Annotated in this window: 19 protein-coding genes; 11 read left to right on the plus strand and 8 right to left on the minus strand. The window is 74.1% G+C overall.

Going from position 1 to position 21,910, the window contains the following annotated elements; genetic code table 11:
- Nucleotides 1–476: 476 nt before the first annotated feature.
- Nucleotides 477–2,291: an alkaline phosphatase family protein gene (locus AB2U05_RS30010; RefSeq protein WP_369184804.1), complete on the plus strand. Its 1,815-nt coding sequence runs from the start codon at nucleotides 477–479 to the stop codon at nucleotides 2,289–2,291.
- A 61-nt stretch (nucleotides 2,292–2,352) separates the two neighbouring features.
- Here AB2U05_RS30010 and AB2U05_RS30015 read toward each other — a convergent pair whose 3' ends face one another.
- From AB2U05_RS30015 to AB2U05_RS30025, 3 genes are read right to left on the minus strand one after another with little or no spacing between them, the layout of a single operon-like run.
- Entirely contained in the window at nucleotides 2,353–4,080 is a 1,728-nt protein-coding gene (locus AB2U05_RS30015) for an urease subunit alpha (RefSeq protein WP_369184805.1), read from the minus strand.
- Nucleotides 4,077–4,790, minus strand: coding sequence for an urease subunit gamma (locus AB2U05_RS30020; protein ID WP_369184806.1), 714 nt, complete (start codon nucleotides 4,788–4,790; stop codon nucleotides 4,077–4,079). Before AB2U05_RS30020 ends, AB2U05_RS30015 begins: the two co-directional genes overlap by 4 nt.
- Nucleotides 4,791–4,849: 59 nt before the next feature.
- Entirely contained in the window at nucleotides 4,850–6,031 is a 1,182-nt protein-coding gene (locus tag AB2U05_RS30025; RefSeq protein WP_369184807.1) for an agmatine/peptidylarginine deiminase, read from the minus strand.
- A gap of 130 nt (nucleotides 6,032–6,161) precedes the next feature.
- Between AB2U05_RS30025 and tatA the strand changes: the two genes are divergently transcribed.
- The gene (gene tatA / locus AB2U05_RS30030) at nucleotides 6,162–6,383 is read left to right on the plus strand and encodes a Sec-independent protein translocase subunit TatA (protein WP_045702714.1); all 222 of its coding nucleotides are present in this window, start codon (nucleotides 6,162–6,164) and stop codon (nucleotides 6,381–6,383) included.
- A gap of 67 nt (nucleotides 6,384–6,450) precedes the next feature.
- Here tatA and AB2U05_RS30035 read toward each other — a convergent pair whose 3' ends face one another.
- Together AB2U05_RS30035 and AB2U05_RS30040 are read right to left on the minus strand one after the other, a co-directional pair.
- Nucleotides 6,451–8,202, minus strand: a complete 1,752-nt coding sequence (locus AB2U05_RS30035; RefSeq protein WP_369184808.1) for a protein kinase — start codon at nucleotides 8,200–8,202, stop codon at nucleotides 6,451–6,453.
- A 139-nt stretch (nucleotides 8,203–8,341) separates the two neighbouring features.
- Entirely contained in the window at nucleotides 8,342–8,941 is a 600-nt protein-coding gene (locus AB2U05_RS30040; RefSeq protein ID WP_045702713.1) for a TetR/AcrR family transcriptional regulator, read from the minus strand.
- Between the two features lie 157 nt (nucleotides 8,942–9,098).
- On the opposite strand from AB2U05_RS30040, the gene AB2U05_RS30045 reads away from it, so the two are divergent.
- The 9 genes from AB2U05_RS30045 to AB2U05_RS30085 all read left to right on the plus strand — a co-directional run bounded on the left by AB2U05_RS30045 (nucleotide 9,099) and on the right by AB2U05_RS30085 (nucleotide 18,862).
- Nucleotides 9,099–10,274: an agmatine deiminase family protein gene (locus tag AB2U05_RS30045; RefSeq protein ID WP_369184809.1), complete on the plus strand. Its 1,176-nt coding sequence runs from the start codon at nucleotides 9,099–9,101 to the stop codon at nucleotides 10,272–10,274.
- 96 nt (nucleotides 10,275–10,370) lie between these two features.
- Nucleotides 10,371–11,375 (plus strand): agmatine/peptidylarginine deiminase, encoded by a 1,005-nt coding sequence (locus AB2U05_RS30050; protein WP_369184810.1) that lies wholly within the window; start codon nucleotides 10,371–10,373, stop codon nucleotides 11,373–11,375.
- Between the two features lie 51 nt (nucleotides 11,376–11,426).
- Nucleotides 11,427–13,076, plus strand: a complete 1,650-nt coding sequence (locus tag AB2U05_RS30055; RefSeq protein WP_369184811.1) for an ABC transporter substrate-binding protein — start codon at nucleotides 11,427–11,429, stop codon at nucleotides 13,074–13,076.
- The gene (locus tag AB2U05_RS30060; protein WP_369184812.1) at nucleotides 13,073–14,032 is read left to right on the plus strand and encodes an ABC transporter permease; all 960 of its coding nucleotides are present in this window, start codon (nucleotides 13,073–13,075) and stop codon (nucleotides 14,030–14,032) included. The genes AB2U05_RS30055 and AB2U05_RS30060 overlap by 4 nt, the downstream gene beginning before the upstream one ends.
- Nucleotides 14,029–14,901, plus strand: a complete 873-nt coding sequence (locus AB2U05_RS30065; RefSeq protein ID WP_045710055.1) for an ABC transporter permease — start codon at nucleotides 14,029–14,031, stop codon at nucleotides 14,899–14,901. Before AB2U05_RS30060 ends, AB2U05_RS30065 begins: the two co-directional genes overlap by 4 nt.
- Complete coding sequence (locus AB2U05_RS30070; RefSeq protein ID WP_369184813.1) at nucleotides 14,898–15,875, plus strand: ABC transporter ATP-binding protein; 978 nt, start codon at nucleotides 14,898–14,900, stop codon at nucleotides 15,873–15,875. Before AB2U05_RS30065 ends, AB2U05_RS30070 begins: the two co-directional genes overlap by 4 nt.
- Nucleotides 15,868–16,695: an ABC transporter ATP-binding protein gene (locus AB2U05_RS30075; RefSeq protein WP_045710053.1), complete on the plus strand. Its 828-nt coding sequence runs from the start codon at nucleotides 15,868–15,870 to the stop codon at nucleotides 16,693–16,695. The genes AB2U05_RS30070 and AB2U05_RS30075 overlap by 8 nt, the downstream gene beginning before the upstream one ends.
- Before the next feature lie 101 nt (nucleotides 16,696–16,796).
- Entirely contained in the window at nucleotides 16,797–17,987 is a 1,191-nt protein-coding gene (locus AB2U05_RS30080) for an agmatine deiminase family protein (RefSeq protein WP_369184814.1), read from the plus strand.
- Nucleotides 17,984–18,862 carry a DUF4436 family protein gene (locus AB2U05_RS30085; RefSeq protein ID WP_369184815.1) on the plus strand — a complete coding sequence of 293 codons (879 nt, stop codon included), beginning with the start codon at nucleotides 17,984–17,986 and terminating at the stop codon, nucleotides 18,860–18,862. The genes AB2U05_RS30080 and AB2U05_RS30085 overlap by 4 nt, the downstream gene beginning before the upstream one ends.
- 69 nt (nucleotides 18,863–18,931) lie before the next feature.
- Here AB2U05_RS30085 and AB2U05_RS30090 read toward each other — a convergent pair whose 3' ends face one another.
- The 3 genes from AB2U05_RS30090 to AB2U05_RS30100 form a co-directional block, all read right to left on the minus strand.
- The gene (locus AB2U05_RS30090) at nucleotides 18,932–20,098 is read right to left on the minus strand and encodes an agmatine/peptidylarginine deiminase (RefSeq protein ID WP_369184816.1); all 1,167 of its coding nucleotides are present in this window, start codon (nucleotides 20,096–20,098) and stop codon (nucleotides 18,932–18,934) included.
- Between the two features lie 35 nt (nucleotides 20,099–20,133).
- Entirely contained in the window at nucleotides 20,134–21,165 is a 1,032-nt protein-coding gene (locus AB2U05_RS30095; RefSeq protein ID WP_369184817.1) for an agmatine/peptidylarginine deiminase, read from the minus strand.
- A gap of 133 nt (nucleotides 21,166–21,298) precedes the next feature.
- Complete coding sequence (locus tag AB2U05_RS30100; protein WP_244179000.1) at nucleotides 21,299–21,877, minus strand: TetR/AcrR family transcriptional regulator; 579 nt, start codon at nucleotides 21,875–21,877, stop codon at nucleotides 21,299–21,301.
- Between the last annotated feature and the right edge of the window lie 33 nt (nucleotides 21,878–21,910).

The raw sequence follows: 21,910 nt of genomic DNA on the forward strand, positions 1-21,910 counted from the left end.
ACGGCCGTTCCTCCCCGTGAAAAAGTGAAAGTGACCAAACATCAAAGTGGCGCAGCAGCGCTGATGTTGAGCCAGAAGATAGGTGGGGTCGAAGCGCCGCGACAGGCAGTTCCGCCACGCACCGCGCTTGTTTGCGAAGTCTTGACCGATCGGGTGGGAACCATTCCGGACATGTCCCGGTAAGGCGGCTCCGGGCGGTCGAACTCCTTGCGCGGGCCCGGTCGTTCCCCTTCGAACGTCCTGCCGGCCGGGCTCCGGCTCCGGAGGCGGGGGAGTGGGGTGACCTGGGCGGAGCGGGGCGGGCGGGCCGTCCGGGGTCGGCGCTTCGTGCCCGACGCACGCGAAGTTGTCTGGTCAAGTTCGACCGGCGTTCGCCCGGGCGGTCTTCCGCGGGACCGCGCGGACCCGATACCTATGTCCCCGCTCACGGTGCTCGGCCACGGCACCCACCCTCACCAACGGGACGAGGTATTCCCATGCGACTGCGCTGGAGCCCCCTGCGCGGGCTGCTCGCCACCCTTCCGCTCGTCGGCGCGCTGGTCGTCGCCGTGCCCGCCCCCGCCCGGGCGGCGGGGAGCAGCGGCAACCTGATCGTCAACGGCGACGCGGAGGCCGGCGGCTACTGCACCGGCGACTGGAGCGCCGCCACCACCGTCCCCGGCTGGACGGTCCAGGCCGGCGGCGTCAACGCCATGTGCCACTCGGTCGGCTCCTTCGGCCTGCCGAGCGACGGGCGGACGCCCGGCAAGGCCTTCTTCGGGCCGGGCAACTTCGGCGACGGCGCGATGGCGCAGACCGTCGACGTCTCCTCGGCGGCCGCGGCGATCGACGGCGGCGGGGTGCACTACAACCTGGCGGGCTGGCTGGGCGGTTGGACCACCTACGGCGGCTACGTCGCGGTCGGCCTGCACTTCCAGGACGCGAACGGCGGCCCGCTCGGCGCGACCGCGAAGCTGCCGACCGTCTCCGCGACCGACCGGGGCCTGAGCACCGCGTTCCTCTCCCGCAGCGCCACCGGGGCCGTCCCGGCCGGGACGCGGTCGATCCAGGTCGAGGTGCAGTTCCTGTCCACCTCCAACGAGACCGGCTACCTCGACAACCTGTCGCTGACCCTCGACACCCCGGTCGCCGCCCCCGCGCCGCTCGCCCCGCCCGTCTCCCGCGTGCCGGGCTACGACCACGTGTTCACGGTCATGATGGAGAACACCGACTACGCCCAGATCATGAACGACCCGGCGGACACGCCGTACATCCACAGCCTGATGTCGCAGGGCGCCACCCTCACCGACGCCCACGCCGTCTACCACCCCAGCGACGAGAACTACCTCGCCGTCGCCGGCGGCGACACCTACACCAAGGGCGCCACCTACTGGCCCAACATCAACTCCCCCCAGCGCCACCTCGGGGACACGATCGAGGCGGCCGGCAAGAGCTGGAAGGCCTACGAGCAGGGCATGGGCACCCCCTGCAACACCACCAAGACCTACGACAGCTACTACATGCCCGACGACGCGCCGTTCATCAACTACACCGACGTCAGCGGCAATCCGGCCCGCTGCGCGGCGCACCTGTTCGACGCCTCGCAGCTGACCACCGACCTGCAGTCGGCCGCCACCACGCCGAACTTCTCCTGGATCGCCGCCGACGACTACTACGACGGCGAGGCCTCCGGCAACGGCAGCGCCGCCAGCCTCAAGGTGCAGGACGGCTGGCTGAAGCAGACCCTGGCCCCGGTGCTGTCCTCCCCGGCCTGGACGCAGCAGCGCTCGCTGCTGGTCCTGACCTGGGACGAGAGCCAGAACGAGGGCTACGACCACGTCGCGACCGTCGTCGTCGGCTCGCAGGGCACCGTCCCGGCCGGGACGAGCAGCCCGCAGCACTACGACCACTACGGCATCGGCCGCACCATCGAGGCGGCCCTCGGCCTGCCGGGGCTGACCGCCAACGACACCTACGCCACCCCGCTGAACGCCGCCTTCGCGCCGGCCACGGCGGCCGGGCCGACGCTGACCGGCGACCTGAACGCGGTCACGAACGGCGGCAACGTCACCCTCCGGTACGCCGTGCCGAACGCCGCGCAGGCCGGCGCCAAGAACTGGGTCGGGCTCTACCCGGCGGGCGTCACCCCGGGCGCCCAGTCCGCGCTGACCTGGTCCTACACGCCGAACCAGAGCGGCGCGGTCACCTTCTCCACCGGCAAGCTGAACGGCGCGGGCCGGTACGACGCGTACTACCTCGCCAACGACGGCTACACCGTCCTGGCCGGACCGTTCCGGCTGACCGTCGGCTGACGCCGGCGCCCGGGAGAGGTCCGAACGGGCCTCTCCCGGGCCGGGCTCCGAGCGGCCGGGCTCAGAGGAAGTAGAGCCGGTTGAGCGCGACCTCCTCGGCCGGGTCGGAGCGCACGGCCGTGCCGTCGAGGGTGACCAGCCCCCGGCGCGGGTCCACGAGCACCTCGCCGATCCGGGAGTTGCGGACCAGGTCGCGCGGCCCGATGCCGCGGGTGCCGTGGACGCCGACGCGGCGGCGCCGGGTCGTCATGCCGTCGTGCGGGCGGTCGCGGGTGCCGGACTCGGCGGCGGCGCGGCTGGTGAAGGCCACCGAGAGGTCGGCGGGGGTGGCCCCGTGGGCGCCGAACAGCGGCCCGAGGACGAGGGGTTGGCAGGTCTCGGTGGCGGCGTTCGGGTCGCCGGTGACCCCGTAGGCGGGGAAGCCGGCCTTGAGGACGAGCTGCGGCTTGGCGCCGAAGGACGCCGGCCGCCACAGCGCGATGTCGGCGAGCTTGCCGACCTCGATCGAGCCGACCTCGTGGCCGAGCCCGTGCGCGAGGGCCGGGTTGACGGTGAGCTTGGCGATGTAGCGCAGCACCCGCTCGTTGTCGTCGTCCGGTCCGTCGCCCTCCATCGGCCCCCGCTCGGCCTTCATCTTGCCGGCCATGGCGAAGGTGCGGCGGACGGTCTCGCCGGCGCGGCCCATGCCCTGGGCGTCGGAGGAGGTGATGCCGATGACGCCGAGGTCGTGCAGGACGTCCTCGGCGCCCATGGTGCCGGCCCGGATGCGGTCGCGGGCCATGGCGGCGTCGCCGGGCAGGTCGGTCTTCAGGGCGTGGACGGAGACGATCATGCCGTGGTGCTCGGCGACGGCGTCCCGGCCGAACGGCAGGGTGGGGTTGGTGGAGGAGCCGATGACGTTCGGCACGCCCGCCATCTTGAGGACGTTGGGGACGTGGCCGCCGCCGCAGCCCTCGATGTGGAAGGCGTGGATGGTCCGGCCCTCCAGCACCCTCAACGTGTCCTCGACGGACAGGCACTCGTTCAACCCGTCCGTGTGCAGGGCGACTTGGACGTCATGGGCCTCGGCCACGGACAGCGCGGTGTCCAGCGCCCGGGTGTGCGCGCCCATGTCCTCGTGCACCTTGAACCCGCAGGCGCCGCCCTCGACGAGGGCCTCCACCAGCGGCGCCGGGTGGGAGGACGAACCGCGGCCGAGGAAGCCGATGTTGACGGGCCAGGCGTCGAAGGCGTTGAAGGCGTGCCGCAGTGCCCAGGGGGAGTTGACGCCGACGCCCCAGACCGGGCCGAACTCCTGGCCGATGATGGTGGTGACGCCGGAGGCCAGCGAGGCCTCCATGATGCGGGGCGACATCAGGTGGACGTGGGTGTCGATGGCGCCGGCCGTGGCGATCAGGCCCTCGCCGGAGACGATCGCCGTCCCGGTGCCGACGACCACGTCCACGCCGTCCAGGGTGTCCGGATTCCCCGCCCGGCCGATGGCGGCGATCCGGCCCTCCCGGATCCCGATCGAGGTCTTCCTGATGCCCTGGATCGCGTCGATCACCAGCACGTTGCTGATGACGAGGTCGCAGGTGTCCCGGACGGCGGCGGCCTTGAGGTGCAGGCCGTCCCGGGCGGTCTTGCCGAAGCCGACCAGGAACTCGTCACCGGGGGCCTGGGAGTCGGACTCGACGCGCACGACCAGGCCGCTGTCGCCGAGCCGGACCCGGTCGCCGGCGCGCGGGCCGTGCACGGCCGTGTACTCGGACGCCTCGATCACCTCGACCGACCCGCTGCTGCTGCTCACCGCCGGCCCTCCTCTGCCTCGTCGTCCCTGCTCGCCCCGAGATAGCCCTGTTCGGCCGCCCGGCGCAGCGCCTCCCGCCGGACCAGGGGAGAGTCCAGCGGCCCGTCCACCAGCCCGGCGAAGCCGATCGCGACCCGCTCGCCGCCGATCGGTACCAGGCCGACCTCGACGGCGGCGCCCGGGTCGAAGCGCACCGAGGAGCCGGCCGGCACGGCCAGGTGCATGCCGTAGGCGGCGGCCCGGTCGAAGGCCAGGCGCGGGTTGGCCTCGAAGAAGTGGAAGTGCGAGGTGACCGAGACCGGCACGTCCGCGGTGTTGCGGACGGTCAGCGTGCGGGCCGGCGCGGGCACGGGTTCGGCACCCTTGCCGAGGAGCACGGCACCGGGCGCGGCCTCGCCGAGGTCGCCGCCGCCGAAGGGGTCGGCGACGACGGCGAGCCGGGTGCCGTCCTGGAACACGGCCTCGACCTGGATCTCGGTGACCAGGTCCGGCACGCCGGGCAGCACGTCGTCGGCGGTGAGCACGGAGCGGCCGGCCTCGACGGCCTCGGCGAGGCGCCGGCCGTCACGGGCGGCCTCGCAGACGGTGTCCGCGATCAGCGCGGTCGCCTCGGGGACGTTGAGCCGCAGGCCGCGGGCGCGGCGGGCGCGGGCGAGTTCGGCGGCCGTGAAGATCAGCAGCCGGTCGCGTTCGGTGGGGGTCAGCTGCACGGGGTTCCCTTTCTCCCTCGGTGCGGTGCTATGGCGGGCGAAGGCGGGCGTCGGCGGGCTCAGCCGGCCGGCTGGTCGTGGGTGGAGCAGTGGATGCCCCCGCCGCCGGAGGCGATGGTGTCGATCCGGACGGGGACGATCTCGCGGTCCGGGAACTGGTCCCGGAAGAGCTCCCGGGCGTGGCCGTCGGCCTTGGCGTCGCCGAACAGCGGCAGGTAGACGCCCTTGTTGCCGAGGTAGAAGTTCATGTACGAGGAGACGAAGGCGTCGCCGCGGCCGGTGATCCGGTCCGGGTCGGGCTGGCTGATCTCGACCACCTTGAGCTTGCGGCCGGCCGCGTCGGTGGCCTCGGCGAGGACGGCGCGGGCCTGGTCGGCGGAGCGGGACCAGACGTCCGGCGGGGTGCCGGGGAAGGCCCGGTCCAGGAGGACGACGCCGGGGGCGGCGAAGCGGGCGAGGCAGTCGACGTGGGCGTCGGTGATGTCCTTGCCCTTCACGCCGGCCAGCCAGATCACCTTGGTGACGCCCAGGGCCTTCCTGAGCTCCGCCTCCACCTCGTCGCGGCTGCGCCCGAGGTTGCGGTTGTCGTTGACGACGGAGCTCTCGGTCACCAGCAGGGTGCCCTGGCCGTCGGTCTCGAAGGAGCCGCCCTCGGCGGTGATCGGGGTCTCGATCCGCTCGATCCCGTACTTCTCCAGGACGGCGCGGGCGATCCGGGCGTCGTTGCCGTGCTCCTGCTTCCCGCCCCAGCCGCTGAAGTTGAAGTCGACGCCCTTGACCTTGCCGCGCTCCTCGACGAACACCGGCACGGTGTCGCGGGCCCACAGGTCGTCCACCGGGACGGACAGCAGCTCGACGTCGGACCCGCAGGCGTCGCGGGCCGAGTCCTCCTGGCCGGGCCGGACCAGCAGGACGACGGGCTCGCGCCCGCCGATGGCCCGGGCGATCGAGGCGATGTCCTTGCGGACGGCCCCGAGCTGCTCGCCCCAGACGTTCTCGGAGGCCGGCCAGGCCATGAAGGTCCGCTCGTGCTTCTCCCACTCGGCGCCGAGCCTGCGCCCGCCGGCGGGCTGCTCGGGGGCGCCGGGGCCGGGGGCCGTGGTCGGGGCGGCGGCCGGGGCCGCGGGGTCGGCCGGGTCCTCGCCGGACGCGGCGCAGGCGCTCGCGCCGAGGGCGATCGCACCGGCTCCGGCGAGGGAGCGCAGCACCGTGCGGCGGGCGAGGGGGTACGGGTGGGACACGCTGAACTCCGGTGGGGCTGAGGGTGGATCCGGTCCGGCAGCGGCCGGACCTGCACTGTCGCATTGACTGAAAAATCAGTCAAGCTTTACGGTGGACACTCCCAACGATGAAAGGCCGGGTGAGGCGGCGATGCTGCGCAATGGTCTGGAGCCCTGGCACCTGCTGGTGATGGTGGCCGTCCTGGTGCTGCTGTTCGGCTCCAAGAAGCTGCCCGAGATGGCGCGCGGACTGGGGAAGTCGATGCGGATCCTCAAGTCCGAGACGGCGGCCCTGCGGGAGGACGGCGCGCCCGGCGCGCCGAAGGCCGAGCCGGGAGGCGGCGCCACCGAGCCGGCGAAGCGGCCGCTCTGACCCGAGCGGCCGCGGCCGACGCCTGGAGCCGTCGTTCCTCCACCGCCCGGCGGGGGAACGACGGCTCTCAGCCGTTGCGGCGGTAGCGGTCCAGCGACACCCTGACCGGGCCGTCGGTGCCCGCCGCCGTCGACAGCACCCGGACGATCGCGAGTTCCCGCCCGTCCGCGGACCGCACGCAGAAGGCGCCGTGCGGCCCGACCGCCGCGAACGGGATCCGCCCGGCCGGGCGGCTGGTGAGGCCCTTGAGGCACTCGGCCACGCCCAGGCCCGCGTCCCGGCCGAGGTAGGAGTCGGCGCTCTCCGGCACCACGAACTCGCCGTCGCCGCGGGCGACGTACCAGCTCGCGCTGTCGGCCGGGACGACGGTGCCGGTGGCCAGGTCGAACTCGTAGCCGGAGTCCGGCGAGGTCAGCTCGACCGAGCGGTAGGCCGGGGCGTAGTCGGCGGCGAGCGCGGTCGGCGCCACGGCCGTGGGCACGGCGGTCGGCGCGGCCGGCCCGGTCCGGGCGGGCGACGGCGAACCGCCCGGCGCCGCTGCGGCCGCGGACGGGCCGGGCGCGGCGGAGTCGACGGCCGGGGCGTCGGCGGTGGCGGCCTCCACCGGGTCGGGGTCGTCGAGCAGCAGGACGGCTGCCGCCGCGCCGACCGTGAGGGCGACGGCGGCGGTCAGCGCGGTGCGCCCGAGGGCGCGCCGGCGGCCGCCCCCGCCCCGGGCCGGACGGTCCGCGGACGCGGCGACCGGGGTGGCGCCCGCGGCGGCGGGCGCGGGAACGGGCCGCGGCGCGGTGGCGGACAGCAGCGTCGGCGCGGCCGCCGGCGCGAGCACCGTCCGGGCCGAGTCCCACCCGGCCCCGGCGGCCCCGGCGGCCCCGGCGGCCTCCGCCGGCACCTGCGGCAGCTCGGCGTGCCGGGTGATCTGGCTGGTCAGCGGGTGCGGCAGCCAGTCGTCGCCGAACCGCAGGTGCCCGCCCACCGCCGGGTGGCTGCGGGCGGCGGCGATCACCTCGGCGGTGCTCGGACGGTCCTCGGGCCGCTTGGCGAGGCAGTGCAGCAGCAGCCCGTGCAGGCTCGCCGGGACGCGGCCGAGGTCGGGCTCCTCGTGGACGGTGCGGTAGAGCGCGGCCGGGTCCGGGCCGTCGCCGAAGGGCGGGGCGCCGCCCGCGACGTGGACGGCGAGCGCGCCGAGCGCGTACACGTCGGTGGCGGGGGTGGCGGGCAGGCCCATGGCCTGTTCGGGGGCCATGTAGGCGGGCGAGCCGATCCGCAGCCCGGTGCCGGTCAGCGCGCTGGCGTCGGCCGCGCGGGCGATGCCGAAGTCGATCACCCGGGGGCCGTCCGGGGCGATCAGGACGTTGCCGGGCTTGAGGTCGCGGTGGACCACGCCGCTGGCGTGGATCGCCTGCAGGGCCTCGGCGATGCCGGCCACCAGCAGCAGGACGGTGCGCTCCGGGAGCGGGCCGAAGCGCTGGACCACCTGGTGCAGCGAGGGGCCCGGCACGTAGGTGGTGGCCAGCCACGGGGTGGCGGCGTCGACGCCCGCGTCGACCACCTGCGCGGTGAACAGCCCGTGGATGCGCCGGGCGCTGGCCACCTCCTGGGCGAAGCGGGCCCGGAACTCCGGGTCCTCGGCCAGCTCGGGCCGTACCACCTTCAGCGCCACCGGCCGCCCGCCGGGCGTGTACGAGAGGTAGACCCGGCCCATCCCGCCGGCGCCGAGCCGGGCGTACAGCAGGTGGCCGCCGACCTCGCGCGGGTCGTCCGCGGTCAGGTCCTGGAAGACCGGCTGGTGGGCGAACGGCGATCGGTCGGCGGACATGCGGTGGCCTCTCTCGGCGGACGGGGAGGGGGCGGGGACGGTACGGCGTCCGCGGGCGGCCACGGCGCGGTGCGGCGCAGACGGCATCGCGAAGTTTAGAGCCAGCGTCAGGGTGGTCGTGACCGGCCCCGGGGCCTGCCTACCGGGCGCCGGCGACCGGCGGGGGGCAGGGCCGCAGCTCGGTGTCGACGGCGCTGCGCAGCAGCCGGCGGGCGTGGTCGAGCGGCAGCGACCCGCTCAGCCAGCGCACGCTGAGGCCTTCGACGAGGGTGGTGAGCCGCTCGGCGGAGGCCGCGTGCGCGGGTGCGGTGCCGGCCGGGTCGGCCCGGGCGAGGAGTTCGGCGACGTCGTGCACCCAGGTGTGGGTGGTCCGCGCCAGGTCCTCCCGCAGGCTCGGCTCGAAGACCGCGCTGGCCCGCAGTTCGCCCCAGGCGGTGCTGTTCTCCCGCACCTCGGCGCTGTCCTGGAGTTCCCGGAGCAGCACGCGTTCCAGGTCGGCCCGGGGGTCCGCGGTCCGGGGCGCGGGCTCGTCGTCGTCGGCGGTGTAGTGGTCGGCGCGGTCGCTGATGAACCCCAGCGTCTCGCGCAGGATCCCGGCCCGGTCGGTGAAGTGGTAGTAGATCAGCGAGGTGGACACCCCGGCCTCGGCGGCCAGTTCGCCCACGCGCAGCCCGCGTACGCCGCGGCGGGCGATCACCCGGGTCGCGGCCTTGAGTATTTCCGTCCGGCGGTCCGACATGGTCGCCCACTCTACCGGGCTCCCCGGCGGGTCAGGAGGTTTCCTGATGATCTTTTCAGGGAGTTGCCCCCGGCTCCGCCCGAAGCCTTGACTGAATTTTCAGTACGGTGGAGGATGCGGGGCAACCCCACACCTCCCACCTCAGCCAGGGAGCGCCATGAACACCCCCACCCCCTCCCGCCGCGGCCTGCTCCGCCTCGGCGCCGCCGCCGTCCCGCTGGTCGCGCTCGGCGCCGCCCTGCCGGCGCGAGCCGCCGCGGCCGACTCCGGCCCGGCCGTGACGGGCGCCACCGCGGCGCTGCGGATGCCCGCCGAGACCGACCGGCACGACCGCACCTTCATGGCCTGGCCGGCCCTGTCCTCGATCTGGGGCAGCCAGCTGGCGGCCGTCCGGGACGACATCGCCCGGGTCGCGTACGCGATCTCCCGCTACGAGCCGGTCGTCGTGGTCGCCCGCCCCGGCCAGGCCGCCGACGCCCGCTATTACTGCGGCCGCGGCGCCTCCTACGGCATCACCGTCGTCGAGATCCCCAACGACGACCTGTGGATCCGCGACTTCGGCCCGACCTTCGTGGTCGCCCCCGGCGCCATCGCCGGCGTCGACACCAACTTCAACGGCTGGGGCAAGAGCGGCACCCCGTACTACCAGCGCTCCACCGAGGACGCCGCCGTCGCCGCCGCCCTGCTCGCCGGCTACGGCGTCGACCGCGTCCGGGCCCCCTTCGTCGGCGAGGGCGGCGCCCTGGAGACGGACGGCCAGGGCACGCTGCTGGCCACCGTCAGCTCGCTGGTCAACCCCAACCGCAACCCCGGGATGTCCCAGGCCGAGGTCGAGCAGGCCCTCAGGGCGACGCTCGGGATGGACAAGGTGATCTGGCTGGCCGGGCTGGCGGGCCAGGACATCACCGACGACCACGTCGACTGCCTGGCCCGCTTCACCGCGCCCGGCCGGGTCGTCCTCGACCGGCCCGGCCCCGGCACCGACCGGATCTGGATCGACGTCTACGAGCAGGCCAAGCAGGTCCTGCGGACCGCCACCGACGCCCAGGGCCGCCCGCTGACCGTGGTGGAGCTCCCCGGCCCCGACCGGGCCCGGATCCGCGGCCGCGGCAAGGACTTCCTGTCCAGCTACACCAACTTCTACGTCGCCAACGGCGCCGTGTTCGTCCCGCAGTTCGGCGACTCGTACGCCGACGCGATGGCGTACACGATCCTGCAGGCCGAGTTCCCCGGCCGCGACGTCGTCCAGCTGAACATCGACACCATCGCCTCCGGGGGCGGCGGCATCCACTGCGCCACCCAGTCCCAGCCGGCCGTCCCGCCGGCGCTCTGAGCCCCCCCCGCAGGCCCCCACCCCCTCCCGCTCCGGCCGGCCCGGCGCACCCCCGAGCGCCGGGCCGGCCGGGCCCGAAACAAGAAGAGGTTTCCCGTGACGTACCGCATGCCCGCGGAGTGGACCGAGCACGAGGGCTGCCTGATGGCCTGGCCCGTCCGCCCGGACCTGTGGGGCGACACCCTCGACGAGGTGCAGCACGAGTACGCGGCGGTCGCCCGCGCCATCGCCGGGTTCGAGCCGGTCACCATGGTGGCGCCGCCCGGCCACGGCGGGGCCGCGCGCGCCCGGTGCGGCGAGGGCGTCACCGTCGTGGAACTGCCCACCGACGACTCCTGGTTCCGCGACTCCGCGCCGATCTTCGTACTCGACCCGGACGGCCGCCGGGCCGGCGTGGACTTCCGTTTCAACGCCTGGGGCCGCAAGCACCACCCCTGGGACGCCGACGACCGGATCGGCGCCCTCCTGCTGGAGCACCTCGGCACCCCCGCGATCCGCTCCGAGATGATCCTCGAAGGCGGCGCGATCACCGTCGACGGCGAGGGCACGCTGATCACCACCGAGCAGTGCCTGCTGCACCCCAACCGCAACCCGGACCTGACCCGGGAGGACATCGAGGCCGAGCTGAAGGCACGCCTCGGCGTCACCAAGGTGATCTGGCTGCCGTACGGCGGCGCGCTGGACACCGAGACCGACGGCCACGTCGACGGCGTCTGCGCCTTCGTCGCCCCCGGCAAGGTGGTGGTGCAGCTCCCCGCCGACCCCGCGCACCCGGACCACGCGCGGATGCGGGCCAACCGCGCCGTCCTGGAGCACTCCACCGACGCCCACGGGCGGCCGTTCGAGATCGTCGACCTGCCGCAGTCCGCCTTCGTCGAGGTCGACGGCCGCGAGGTCGAGGTCGGCTACCTGAACTTCTACCTGGCCAACGGTGGGGTCGTCGTGCCGGTCGCCGACCACCCCGAGGACGCGGGGGCGCTGGCCGTCCTGGCCGCGGCCTGCCCCGGCCGCAAGGTCGTCGGCGTGCGCGCCCGGGTCATCGCCTACGGCGGCGGTGGCATCCACTGCATCACCCAGCAGATCCCGGCCGCCCGCGCCTGAACCCCGGCTCCAGCCCCCACCGCCCCGCCAGCGAACGGAGAACACCCCCTCATGCCTCCCACCGCACCCACCAGACGCACCGCCGGCCGCGGCCGGCTGGTCCTCGGCACCGCCGTGCTCTCGGCCGCGGCCCTGGTCGCCGCCTGCTCCGGCCCGCCGCGCACCGGCTCCGACGCGTCGACCGTCCAGCTCTCCGCCGACACCCCGCCGGCCAAGGGCGAGCTCGACTCCTTCACCTGGGCCACCTACGCCGAGCCGCCCACCCTCGACTACACCCAGGCCTTCGACTACCCGCAGAACACCGTCCTCGCCAACGTGTGCGAGAGCCTGATGCGCTGGACCCCGCAGCTCACCCTGGCCCCCGGCCTGGCCGAGAAGGCCACCAACCCGGACCCGACCACCTGGGTCTACGACCTGCGCTCCGGCGTGCACTTCCACGACGGCAGCACGATGACCGCCGACGACGTCGTCTTCAGCCTCGGCCGCCAGACGGACCCGGCCAACGCCGCCGCCTGGGCCCAGGTGTTCCAGAACGTCGACACGATCACCAGCACCGGCCCGCTCCAGGTCACCGTCAAGCTCAAGCAGCCCGACTCCCAGTTCCCCCAGTACATGGCGACCGCCGCCGGCGTGGTCGCCGCCAGGGCCGGCGTCGAGGCGGCCGGCAAGGACTACGGCACCACCGGCAGCCTGGACTGCACCGGCCCCTTCAAGCTGGGCAGTTGGGCCAAGGGCCAGTCGATCGAGCTCGACCGCTTCGACGACTACTGGGGGGCGAAGGCCAAGTCGAAGAAGGCCGTCTTCCGCTTCCTCACCGACCCCTCCGCCCGCACCAACGCGATGCTCACCGGCGAGGTCGACGGCGGCTACCTGATCCCCACCGAGAGCTACGACCGGCTGCGCGGCAGCGGCGCCGGCACGCTCTACTTCGGCGAGGGCCTGAGCACTGTCAACCTCAACGTCACCAGCATGCGGGGCCCGCTCGGCGACCTGAGGGTCCGGCAGGCCCTGTCCCTGGCCCTGGACCGCTCCGGCTTCGTGAAGACCGGCCTCGCCGGAGCCGGCAGCGTCACCGGCTCGCTCACCACCCGGGCCGCCTGGGCCGGCGCCCCCGAGGACGCCCGCAAGGCCGCCTTCGCCCACCTCACCCCGACCGCCCCCGACCTCGACCGGGCCAAGGCCCTGGTCAAGGAGGCCGGCGCCGAGGGGAAGACGATCACCGTCGCCACCAGCACCATCGGCCAGGACGTCTCGCTGCTCGCCACCGCCGTCCAGGCCGCCGGCGCGAAGATCGGCCTGGACGTCCGGCTGCGGACCATCGCCCCGAACGCCTTCACCGCCCTGTTCACCGACCCCAAGGCGCGCGAAGGCCTCGACATGTTCCCCGAGACCTACTACGACTCGGTCACCGACCCGCTCGACCTGCTCGTCAACTTCCGCACCGGCGCCTACCAGAACTTCGCCGGCTACAGCGACAAGGCCTACGACGAGCTCGTCGACCGGGCCACCGCCGAGTACGACCCGGCCAAGCGCGCCTCGATCGAGGCCGAGCTCCAGCGGACCGCCTCCGAGCAGCTGCTGTGGCTCCCGGTCGCCGAGTGGCCCACCGCCGTCTTCCTCAACAAGCGCGTCACCGGCGCCCCCACCACCATCTCGTACCTGTACCAGCCGTGGGCCGCCGCCGTGGGGGCCGCCCGGTGAACTTCCTGAGATTCGCCGTCCGGCGGCTGGCCGAGATGGCCGCCACCCTGCTCGGCGCGTCCTTCGTGGTCTTCGGCGCGATGTACCTCGCGCCGGGGAGCCCGGCGAGCTTCCTGCTGTCCGGCCGGTCGGCCTCGCCGACCGCCCTGCAGGCGATCAACGACCAGTACCACCTCGACGACCCCTTCCTGGTCCGGTACCTCCGCTGGCTCGGCCAGGTGCTCCAGGGCGACTTCGGACGCTCCATCACCTACCGCACCGACGTGTCCACGCTGCTCGCCGACCGGCTGCCCGCCACCCTGACGCTGGTGGCCATGGCCCTGCTCGTGGTCGTCGTCCTCGGCCTGGCCCTCGGCTGGATCGGCGCCGTGCGCGGCGGCGCGACCGACACCGCGATCCTGCTCTCCACCACGCTCGCGGTCGGCACTCCCTCCTTCGTCGCGGCCGTCCTGCTGCAGGGCCTGTTCGCGGTCGGCCTGGGCTGGTTCCCGACCAGCGGCACCGGCGACGGCCTCCTCGACCTGCTGTGGCACCTCACCCTGCCTGCGATCGCCCTCGCGCTGTACCTGATCGGGATGCTCGCCCGGGTCACCCGCTCGGCGATGCTGGAGGCCCTGGACGGCGAGCACGTCGCCGTCGCCCGCAGCCGCGGCGTGCCCGAGCGCGAGGTGATCCGCCGCCACGTGTTCCGCAACTCGCTGGGCACCGTGCTGACCACCGGCGGCCTGATCGTCTCCACCCTGCTGGTCTGCACGATCCTGGTCGAGTCCGCCTTCAGCATCGGCGGCATCGGCCAGCTGCTCGAACTGTCCACCACCACCAAGGACTTCCCGACCGTCCAGGCCATCTCCCTGCTCATCGTCGCCCTGTTCATGACCGTGAACCTGGTCGTCGACCTGCTCCACCCACTGGTCGACCCCCGGGTCGCCCTCGGCACCAGGAGGTCCGGCGCATGAGTACCGGTCCCACCCCGCGGTCGGGCCTCACCCGCCGGCCCGGCCTCGGCCGGCTCAGGGCCGCCGGCACCCCGCTCCACCTCGCCTGCCTCGGCTTCGTCGCCCTGGTCGTCCTCGCCGCCCTGCTCGCCCCCTGGGCCGCGCCGGACGACCCGAACGCCGTCGACCTCGGCAACGCCCTCGCCGGCCCCTCGGCGGACCACCCGCTCGGCGTCGACGCGGCCGGCCGCGACACCCTCTCCCGGCTCCTGCTCGGCGCCCGCACCTCGCTGCTCGGCCCGCTCGGTGTGGTCGTCTTCTCCACCGTCGCGGGCGTGCTGGTCGGCCTGGTCGCCGGCTGGCGCGGCGGCTGGCTCGACTCCGTCCTCTCCCGCAGCACCGAACTGGTCTTCGCCTTCCCCGGCATGCTGCTCGCCATCCTGATCGTCTCCGTCCAGGGCGAGGGCCTGCTCGCCCCCGTCCTCGCCCTCGCGATCGCCTACCTGCCGTACGTCTCGCGGCTGACCCGCTCCCTGGTGCTCGCCGAACGCACCCGCCCCTACGTCAGCGCGTACCTGGTCCAGGGCCACTCCGCCGCCCAGATCTGCCTGCGGCACGTGCTGCCCAACATCGCCCCGATCGTCCTCGCCCAGTCCACCATCAACTTCGGATACGCCCTCATGGACCTGGCCGGCCTCTCCTTCCTCGGACTCGGCGTCCCCGCACTCACCCCGGACTGGGGGCGGATGGTCTTCGACGGCCAGACCGCGATCCAGCACGGCTACCCGCTCTCCGCGATCCTGCCCTGCCTCCTCATCGTGCTCACCGTCGTCGCCTTCAACGTCGTCGGCGAACGCTGGGCCGACCGCGTCGCCCGGAGGGCCGCATGAAGACCGCGGACCGCACCGAAGAGCCGGCGAACGCCCTCGACGTCCGGGGCCTGCGGCTCCGGCTGCCCGGCACCGCCCGGCCCGTCCTCGACGGCGTCGACCTCACCGTCGCCCCCCGCGAGACCGTCGCCCTGGTCGGCGAGTCCGGCTCCGGCAAGACCCTCACCTCCCGCACCGCCCTCGGCCTGCTGCCGCCCGGCGCCACCGCCGAGGGCCGCGTCCTGGTCGACGGCGAGGACGTCCTGACCATGGGCCCCGACCGGCTGCGCGCCCTGCGCACCGGCCGGGCCGCGATGGTCTTCCAGGACCCGCGCGCCGCCGTCAACCCGCTGCGCCGCATCGGCGACTTCCTCACCGAGGGCGTGCGCCTCGGCGGCCGCACCGGCGCCGCCGAGGCCGACCGGCGCGCGGTCGAACTCCTCGACGCCGTGGGCCTCGGCCCCGAACTGCTGCGCCGCTACCCCGGGCAGCTCTCCGGCGGCATGCTCCAACGCGTCATGATCGCCGCCGCGTTGATGGGCGACCCGGCCCTGCTGCTCGCCGACGAGCCCACCACCGCGCTCGACGTCACCAGCCAGGCCGAGGTCATCGCCCTGCTCGACCGGCTGCGCGCACGCTTCGGCACCGGGCTGCTGTTCGTCACCCATGACCTCGGGCTCGCCGCCGCCATCAGCGACCGCGTCCACGTGATGTACGCCGGGCGGATCGTCGAGAGCGGCCCCGCCGAGGAGCTGTTCCGGCGGCCCCGCCACCCGTACACCGCCGCCCTGCTCGCCGCCACCCCCCGGCTCGACGCGCCGCCCGGCCGGCTCGCCGCCATCGACGGCCAACCACCGGACCTGCGGCAGGAGTTGACCGGCTGCGCGTTCGCCGCCCGCTGCCGGTACGCGACCGAACTGTGCCGCGAGCAGGCCCCCGCGACGCACCCCGTCGCCTGCCACCACCCGCTCGAAGGGAGCCGCGCCGATGCCTGAGCCCGTCCTCGACGTCAGGAACCTGTGCCGCTCCTTCGGCACCGTACGGGCCGTGGACGACGTGTCGTTCACCCTCCCGGCCGGCGGCTCGCTCGGCATCGTCGGCGAGTCCGGCTCCGGCAAGACCACCACCGCCCGCATCGTCGTCGGCCTCGACCGGGCCGACGCGGGCGAGGTGCTGGTCGGTGGCCGGGCCCGCACCGGCCGGGCCCGGGGGAGGAGCGAACGGCTGGCCCGCGCCCGCGAGGTGCAGATGGTCTTCCAGGACCCGTACCTCTCGCTGGACCCGCGCACCAGCGTCGAGGCCGTCCTGCGGGAGACCCTGCGGCTGCACGTCCCCGGCACCGACCACGCGCGGCGGATCCGCGAACTGCTCGACCAGGTCGGCCTCGGCGGCCGGGCGGCGGAAGCGCTGCCCCGGCAGCTCTCCGGCGGCCAGCGCCAACGCGTCGCCATCGCCCGGGCGCTGGCCGTCCAGCCGGCCGTGCTGGTCCTGGACGAGGCGGTCGCCGCCCTGGACGTCTCCGTCCAGGCGCAGGTCCTCAACCTGCTCGCCGACATCCGCGAACGGACCGGCGTCGGCTACCTGTTCATCACCCACGACCTGGGCGTCGTCCGCTGCGTCACCGACGAGGTCGTCGTGATGCGCCACGGACGGATCGTCGAATCCGGCCCCACCGCCCAGGTCCTCGACGACCCGCAGCACGCCTACACCCGGCTGCTGCTGGAGTCCGTCCCCCGGCCCGGCTGGGATCCCGACCGGATCGCCGCCGCGCGCCGCGCGCTGGAGGAACGGCCCGCCGGTCGGCCCGCCCCGTGACCGGATTCCCCCGAACGGCCGATGCGTGCCGCGCCGGCTCCTGACCCGTCGGTCAGTAGCGTGCGGAGCCGAACCCCGCCACCTACCGGAACGAGGCTCCCATGGCTCACCCCCGGCCGTCCCGCCGCGCGCTCCTGCAGTCCGGGGCCGCGCTCGCCGCCCTGGCCATGGCCGGCTGCTCCTCCTCCGGCTCCTCCGACAGCGGGGCGCAGCAGCAGTCCGGCCCGGGCGGGACGGCCTCGGGCGCGGCCCCGTCCGGCAGCCCGGCCGCCGCCCGGGCGATGCCGGCCGAGTCCGGCCCGCACACCCGCACGTTCATGGCCTGGCCGGCGCTTGAGGAGGTGTGGGGCGACCAACTGCCCGGCGTCCGCCAGGACATCGCGGCGCTGGCCCAGGCCGTCGCCGGCTTCGAACCGGTCGTCCTGCTGGCCCGCCCCGACCAGGCCGAGCAGGCCCGGCAGGCCTGCGGCTCCTCGGTGGCGGTGCTGGAACTGGCCGTCGACGACCTGTGGGCCCGGGACACCGGCCCGACCTTCGTCACCGGCCCGCAGGGCCTCGCCGGGGTCGACTTCAACTTCAACGGCTGGGGCGACAAGCAGACCCACGCCAACGACGGACAGGTCGCCCGCGAGCTCCTGTCGCACGACGGCATCCCCCGCGTCCAGGCGCCGGTCACCGGTGAGGGCGGCGGCGTCGAGGTGGACGGCGAGGGCACCCTGATGGCCTGCGAGAGCTCCTGGGTCAACGACAACCGCAATCCCGGCAAGTCCCGCGACCGGATCGAGGCGGCCTTCAAGGACCTGCTCGGCGTGACGAAGGTGATCTGGCTCAAGGGCGTCGCCGGGCAGGACATCACCGACTGCCACGTCGACGCCCTCGCCCGCTTCGCCGAGCCCGGCACCGTCCTGCTGCACCGCCCGGCCGCCGACACCCCGCCGGACGTCTGGACCACCGCCTCCGCCCAGGCCGTGCAGGCGCTGCAGTCCGCGACCGACGCCAGGGGCCGCAGCCTGAAGGTGGTGGACCTGCCCGAGCCGGACTTCCAGCTGATCGAGGGCTCGGGCAAGAACTTCCTCGCCACCTACCTCAACTACTACGTCTGCAACGGCGGCGTCATCGTCCCGCGCTTCGGTGACCGGGCCGCCGACGACCACGCGGCCGGCGTCATCGGCGACCTCCACCCCGGCCGCAAGGTCACCCAGGTCACCATCAACCACATCGCCGCGGGCGGCGGCGGCATCCACTGCGCCACCCAGCAGCAGCCCGTCGCGCCCGGTGCCGGCCCGTCGTGAGCGGCCCCCGCTGGCGGTCCAACCGCTTCGTCCTCGCCCTGGTGATCCTGGCGGTGCTCTGCTCGGCGGGCATCGCCCTGTACCTCAACGAGCGCAACACCCGCCAGCAGACCCACGAGCTGACGCTGCCCACCGCCGGTGACTGGGTCGAACTCGACGTCACCGCCCAGGACATCGACCCGGGCACCGGTGAACTGACGCTCTACGTCGTCCCCGTTCCGCACGGCACCCTGGCCGAGGGCCCGGACTCCGCCGTCTTCACCCGCCAGGTCGACGTCGCCGTCCGGTCGACGGCGCGCACCGACCTGCGCGCCGCGCCGGGCGAGGTGGCCTCCCCGCAGCCCGTGCCGGCCAACCTCTACGACGGCACGGAGAGCGACTACCCCTTCGACCGGTACCACTTCGCGGTCTCGTTCTCGGCCACGGACGCCGCGGGCGCCGTCCCGGTCGGCGTGGTGTTCGGGGACGTCGACCCGTTCTTCTTCGTCCGTCCGGCGGTCTCCGCGGCCGGGCCGGCGGCCGTCTTCGAGGGCCGGGTCAGCCGGACGCGGAGCACCTTCATCCTGGCCTGGTTCATGATCGCGGCGATGTGGGCGCTGGCGCTGGCGGTGCTGGCCGGCGCCGAGGTGCTCGTGCGCGGCCGGCACGGCATGGTGTGGCCGGCGCTCGGCTGGATGGCCGCGACCCTGTTCGCCCTCGTCGGCATGCGCAACGCCGCGCCGGGGTCGCCGCCGATCGGCTCGCTGATCGACTACGTGGCGTTCTTCTGGGCCGAGGGCATCATCGCGGCGAGCCTGGTCGCCACGGTCGTCTCCGGCAGCCGGGTGGAGCACCGCAAGCGGGCGGCCGCCGCCCCGGCCGGTGCCGCGTCCTGACGCGGGGCGGATGGGCCGGATCCGTTCCGCCGAACGGATCCGGCCCGGTCGTGGCCCGGCCGGTCGGGGTCAGCCGAGGGCGGGGATGTCGTGCGTGGCGCAGTGGATGCCGCCGCCGCCCGCGGCGATCGCGTCGATCTTCACCGGGACGATCTCCCGGCCCGGGAGGTACTGCTTGAGGACCTGCTGGGCCCGGTCGTCGGCCCGGGCGTCGCCGAACTTCGGCAGGTAGACGCCCTTCGAGCCGATGTAGAAGTTCATGTACGAGGAGACGAAGGCGTCGCCGCGCCCGGTGATCCGGTCCGGGTCGGGCTGCTGGAGCTCCACCACCTGCAGCTTCCGGCCGGTGGCGTCGGTGGCGTCCTTCAGGACGGACCGGGCCTGGTCGGCCGAGCGGGACCAGACGTCGGCCGGGCTGCCGGGGAAGGCCTGGTCGAGCAGGACGACGCCGGGGGCGGCGAAGCGGGTCAGGCAGTCGACGTGGGCGTCGGTGATGTCCTTGCCCTTGACCCCGGCCAGCCAGATCACCTTGGTCACGCCGAGGACCTTCTTCAGCTCCGCCTCGACCTGGTCCCGGCTCATGCCCGGGTTGCGGTTGTCGTTGACGACGGAGCTCTCGGTCACCATCAGGGTGCCCTGGCCGTCGGTCTCGAAGGAGCCGCCCTCGGCGACCAGCCGGGTCTCGATCCGCTCGACGCCGTACTTCGCCAGCACCGTGCGGGCGACCTTGGCGTCGTTGCCGCGCTGCTGCTTGCCGCCCCAGCCGTTGAAGTTGAAGTCGACGCCCTTGACCTTGCCGCCCTCCTCGACGAACACCGGCAGGGTGTCCCGGGCCCACAGGTCGTCGACGGCGATCGGTACGACCTCGACGGCGGAGCCGCAGGCCTTCCGCGCGGCCTCCACCTGCTCCGGGCGGGCCATCAGCACGACCGGCTCGCGGGCCGAGATGGCCTGGGCCAGGCCGGCGACGTCCCGGCGGACGTCCGGGAGCTGGTCGCCCCAGACGTTCTCGGAGGCGGGCCAGGACATCACCGTGCGCAGGTGCTTCTCCCACTCGGCGCCGAAGCGGCGCGGGCCGGCGGTGCCGCTCGGCTGCGGCGGCACGGCGCCGTCGACGTCCTCGATGTTGTTGGGGTCGCAGCCGGTGAGGCCGAGGGCGAGCGCGCCGACACCGGCGGCGGCGCCCACCCCGGCGAGGGAGCGGATCAGGGAGCGGCGGGACAGGGCGTTGGTCATGCGGGAACTCCGAACGTCGTGAGGGGGGTGAGGGGTTACGGCAGCGGCTCGTGCATGGTCGAGCAGTGGATGCCGCCGCCCCCGGCCATCAGGCGGTCGACGTCGAGCTGCACGACCTCGCGCCCGGGGAAGGCCGCGGCCAGCGCCTCCCGGGCGGCGGCGTCCTTGTACGCGTCGCCGAACCGGGCGGTGATGACACCGCCGTTGACGAGGTGGAAGTTGAGGTAGGAGTCGACGAACTTCGAGCTGCGGGAGCGGACGGTGTCCGGGCCGTGCACGGGGATCACCTGGAGCCGGCGGCCGCGGGCGTCGGTGGCGGCGGAGAGGATCGCGAACTGCTCGCGGGCGTCGCGCGCCCAGGCGTCGTTCCGGTCCGCGGGCGGCAGCTGCACCATCACCACGCCGGGGCGGACGAACCGGGAGGTGACGTCCACGTGGTCGTCGGTGATGTCCTGGCCCTTGATGCCCGGCAGCCAGATCATGGTGTCCGCGCCGTAGGCCTCCAGGACGGCGTCCTCGATCTCGTCGCGGCTCATGCCGCGGTTGCGGTTCTTGTTGACCAGGCTGCTCTCGGTGGCCATCACCGTGCCGTCGCCGTCGGTCTCGATCGCGCCGCCCTCGCCGACGAAGTCCGCGTAGCCGTACCGCAGCCCCCGGCGGGTGGCGACGAGCTCGGCGACCCGGGCGTCGTCGTGGTGGACCTGCTTGTTGCCCCAGCCGTTGAAGTTGAGGACGACGGCGTCCAGGCCCCCGTAGCCGTCCCGGCGGAAGACCGGCGCGATGTCGCGCATCCACAGGTCGTCGGTGGGGATCTCGGTGGTCACCTCGACGCCGGGGCCGCACTTGGGCCGGGCCTTGTCCGCGCTCCAGTCGTCGGGGACGCACAGGACGACCGGCTCGAACTCGGCGATCGTCCGGGCGATCAGGGCGATGTCCTCCTGGACGCCGCCCAGGCGCAGCCCCCACACGCCCCGGCGGGAGGGCCAGGACATCCAGGTCCGCGCGTGCGGGACGTCGTCCGCCGGCACCCAGGGGTACGGCCGGTGGTCGTCGTGGTAGCGGGTCATGAGGGTCTCCAGACGCGGGTTCGGTCTTCGGCTTCAGGGTGGCACTGACTGAAAAATCAGTCAAACAGGCGGGCGTGTCGCGACGGATCCGGGTCGGAGTCCCTACTGAGCGTGACCCGGCGCCGTGCCCGGATCAGGAGCCGAGCCGGACCACCTCGGCGTCGATCGCGTCGGCCATCAGCGTCCGGGCGTGCGCCAGCGGCAGGCTGCCGCTGAGCCAGCGCGTGCTCAGCCCCTCCAGCAGCGCGGTCAGCCGCTCCGCCGCCCCGGCCAGCGCCACGGCCGAGGACATCGGCCGCACCACGCCCAGCAGCTCGGCGATCTCCTGCACCCAGACCCGGGTGGCCCGGGCCAGGTCCTCGCGCAGCGTCTCGTCGAACACCGCGCTGGCCCGCAGCTCGCCCCAGGCGGTGCTGTTCTCCCGCACCTCGACGGTGTCCTGGAGCTCCAGCAGCAGCGTCTGCTCCAGCTCCTCACGCGCCGTCAGCGGCGGCGCGTCGGCCGCGCGCTCGGTCGTGTAGCGCTCCGCCCGGTCGTTGATGAACTCCAGCGTCTGCCGGAGGATCCCGGTGCGGTCCTTGAAGTGGTAGTAGATCAGCGCGGTGGACACGCCGGCCTCGGCCGCGAGCTCCTCCACCCGGAGTCCGCGCACCCCCCGCCGTGCGATCACCCGCGCGGCTGCTTCCATGATCGACGTTTTTCGACTGGCCACGATCCCCACCCTACCGGGGGTGCCCCCGCCGGT

The sequence above is a fragment of the Streptomyces sp. Y1 genome, assembly GCF_041053115.1.
Lineage (GTDB): Bacteria > Actinomycetota > Actinomycetes > Streptomycetales > Streptomycetaceae > Kitasatospora > Kitasatospora rubellomurina.

Bases quoted from the DNA above. Each gene is read 5' to 3' on its own strand.
- AB2U05_RS30075 (WP_045710053.1), top strand. From the start codon at position 15,868: ATGCCTGAGCCCGTCCTCGACGTCAGGAACCTGTGCCGCTCCTTCGGC.
- AB2U05_RS30040 (WP_045702713.1), bottom strand. From the start codon at position 8,941: ATGTCGGACCGCCGGACGGAAATACTCAAGGCCGCGACCCGGGTGATC.
- tatA (WP_045702714.1), top strand. From the start codon at position 6,162: ATGCTGCGCAATGGTCTGGAGCCCTGGCACCTGCTGGTGATGGTGGCC.
- AB2U05_RS30045 (WP_369184809.1), top strand. From the start codon at position 9,099: ATGAACACCCCCACCCCCTCCCGCCGCGGCCTGCTCCGCCTCGGCGCC.
- AB2U05_RS30065 (WP_045710055.1), top strand. From the start codon at position 14,029: ATGAGTACCGGTCCCACCCCGCGGTCGGGCCTCACCCGCCGGCCCGGC.
- AB2U05_RS30035 (WP_369184808.1), bottom strand. From the start codon at position 8,202: ATGTCCGCCGACCGATCGCCGTTCGCCCACCAGCCGGTCTTCCAGGAC.
- AB2U05_RS30055 (WP_369184811.1), top strand. From the start codon at position 11,427: ATGCCTCCCACCGCACCCACCAGACGCACCGCCGGCCGCGGCCGGCTG.
- AB2U05_RS30095 (WP_369184817.1), bottom strand. From the start codon at position 21,165: ATGACCCGCTACCACGACGACCACCGGCCGTACCCCTGGGTGCCGGCG.
- AB2U05_RS30080 (WP_369184814.1), top strand. From the start codon at position 16,797: ATGGCTCACCCCCGGCCGTCCCGCCGCGCGCTCCTGCAGTCCGGGGCC.
- AB2U05_RS30090 (WP_369184816.1), bottom strand. From the start codon at position 20,098: ATGACCAACGCCCTGTCCCGCCGCTCCCTGATCCGCTCCCTCGCCGGG.
- AB2U05_RS30070 (WP_369184813.1), top strand. From the start codon at position 14,898: ATGAAGACCGCGGACCGCACCGAAGAGCCGGCGAACGCCCTCGACGTC.
- AB2U05_RS30010 (WP_369184804.1), top strand. From the start codon at position 477: ATGCGACTGCGCTGGAGCCCCCTGCGCGGGCTGCTCGCCACCCTTCCG.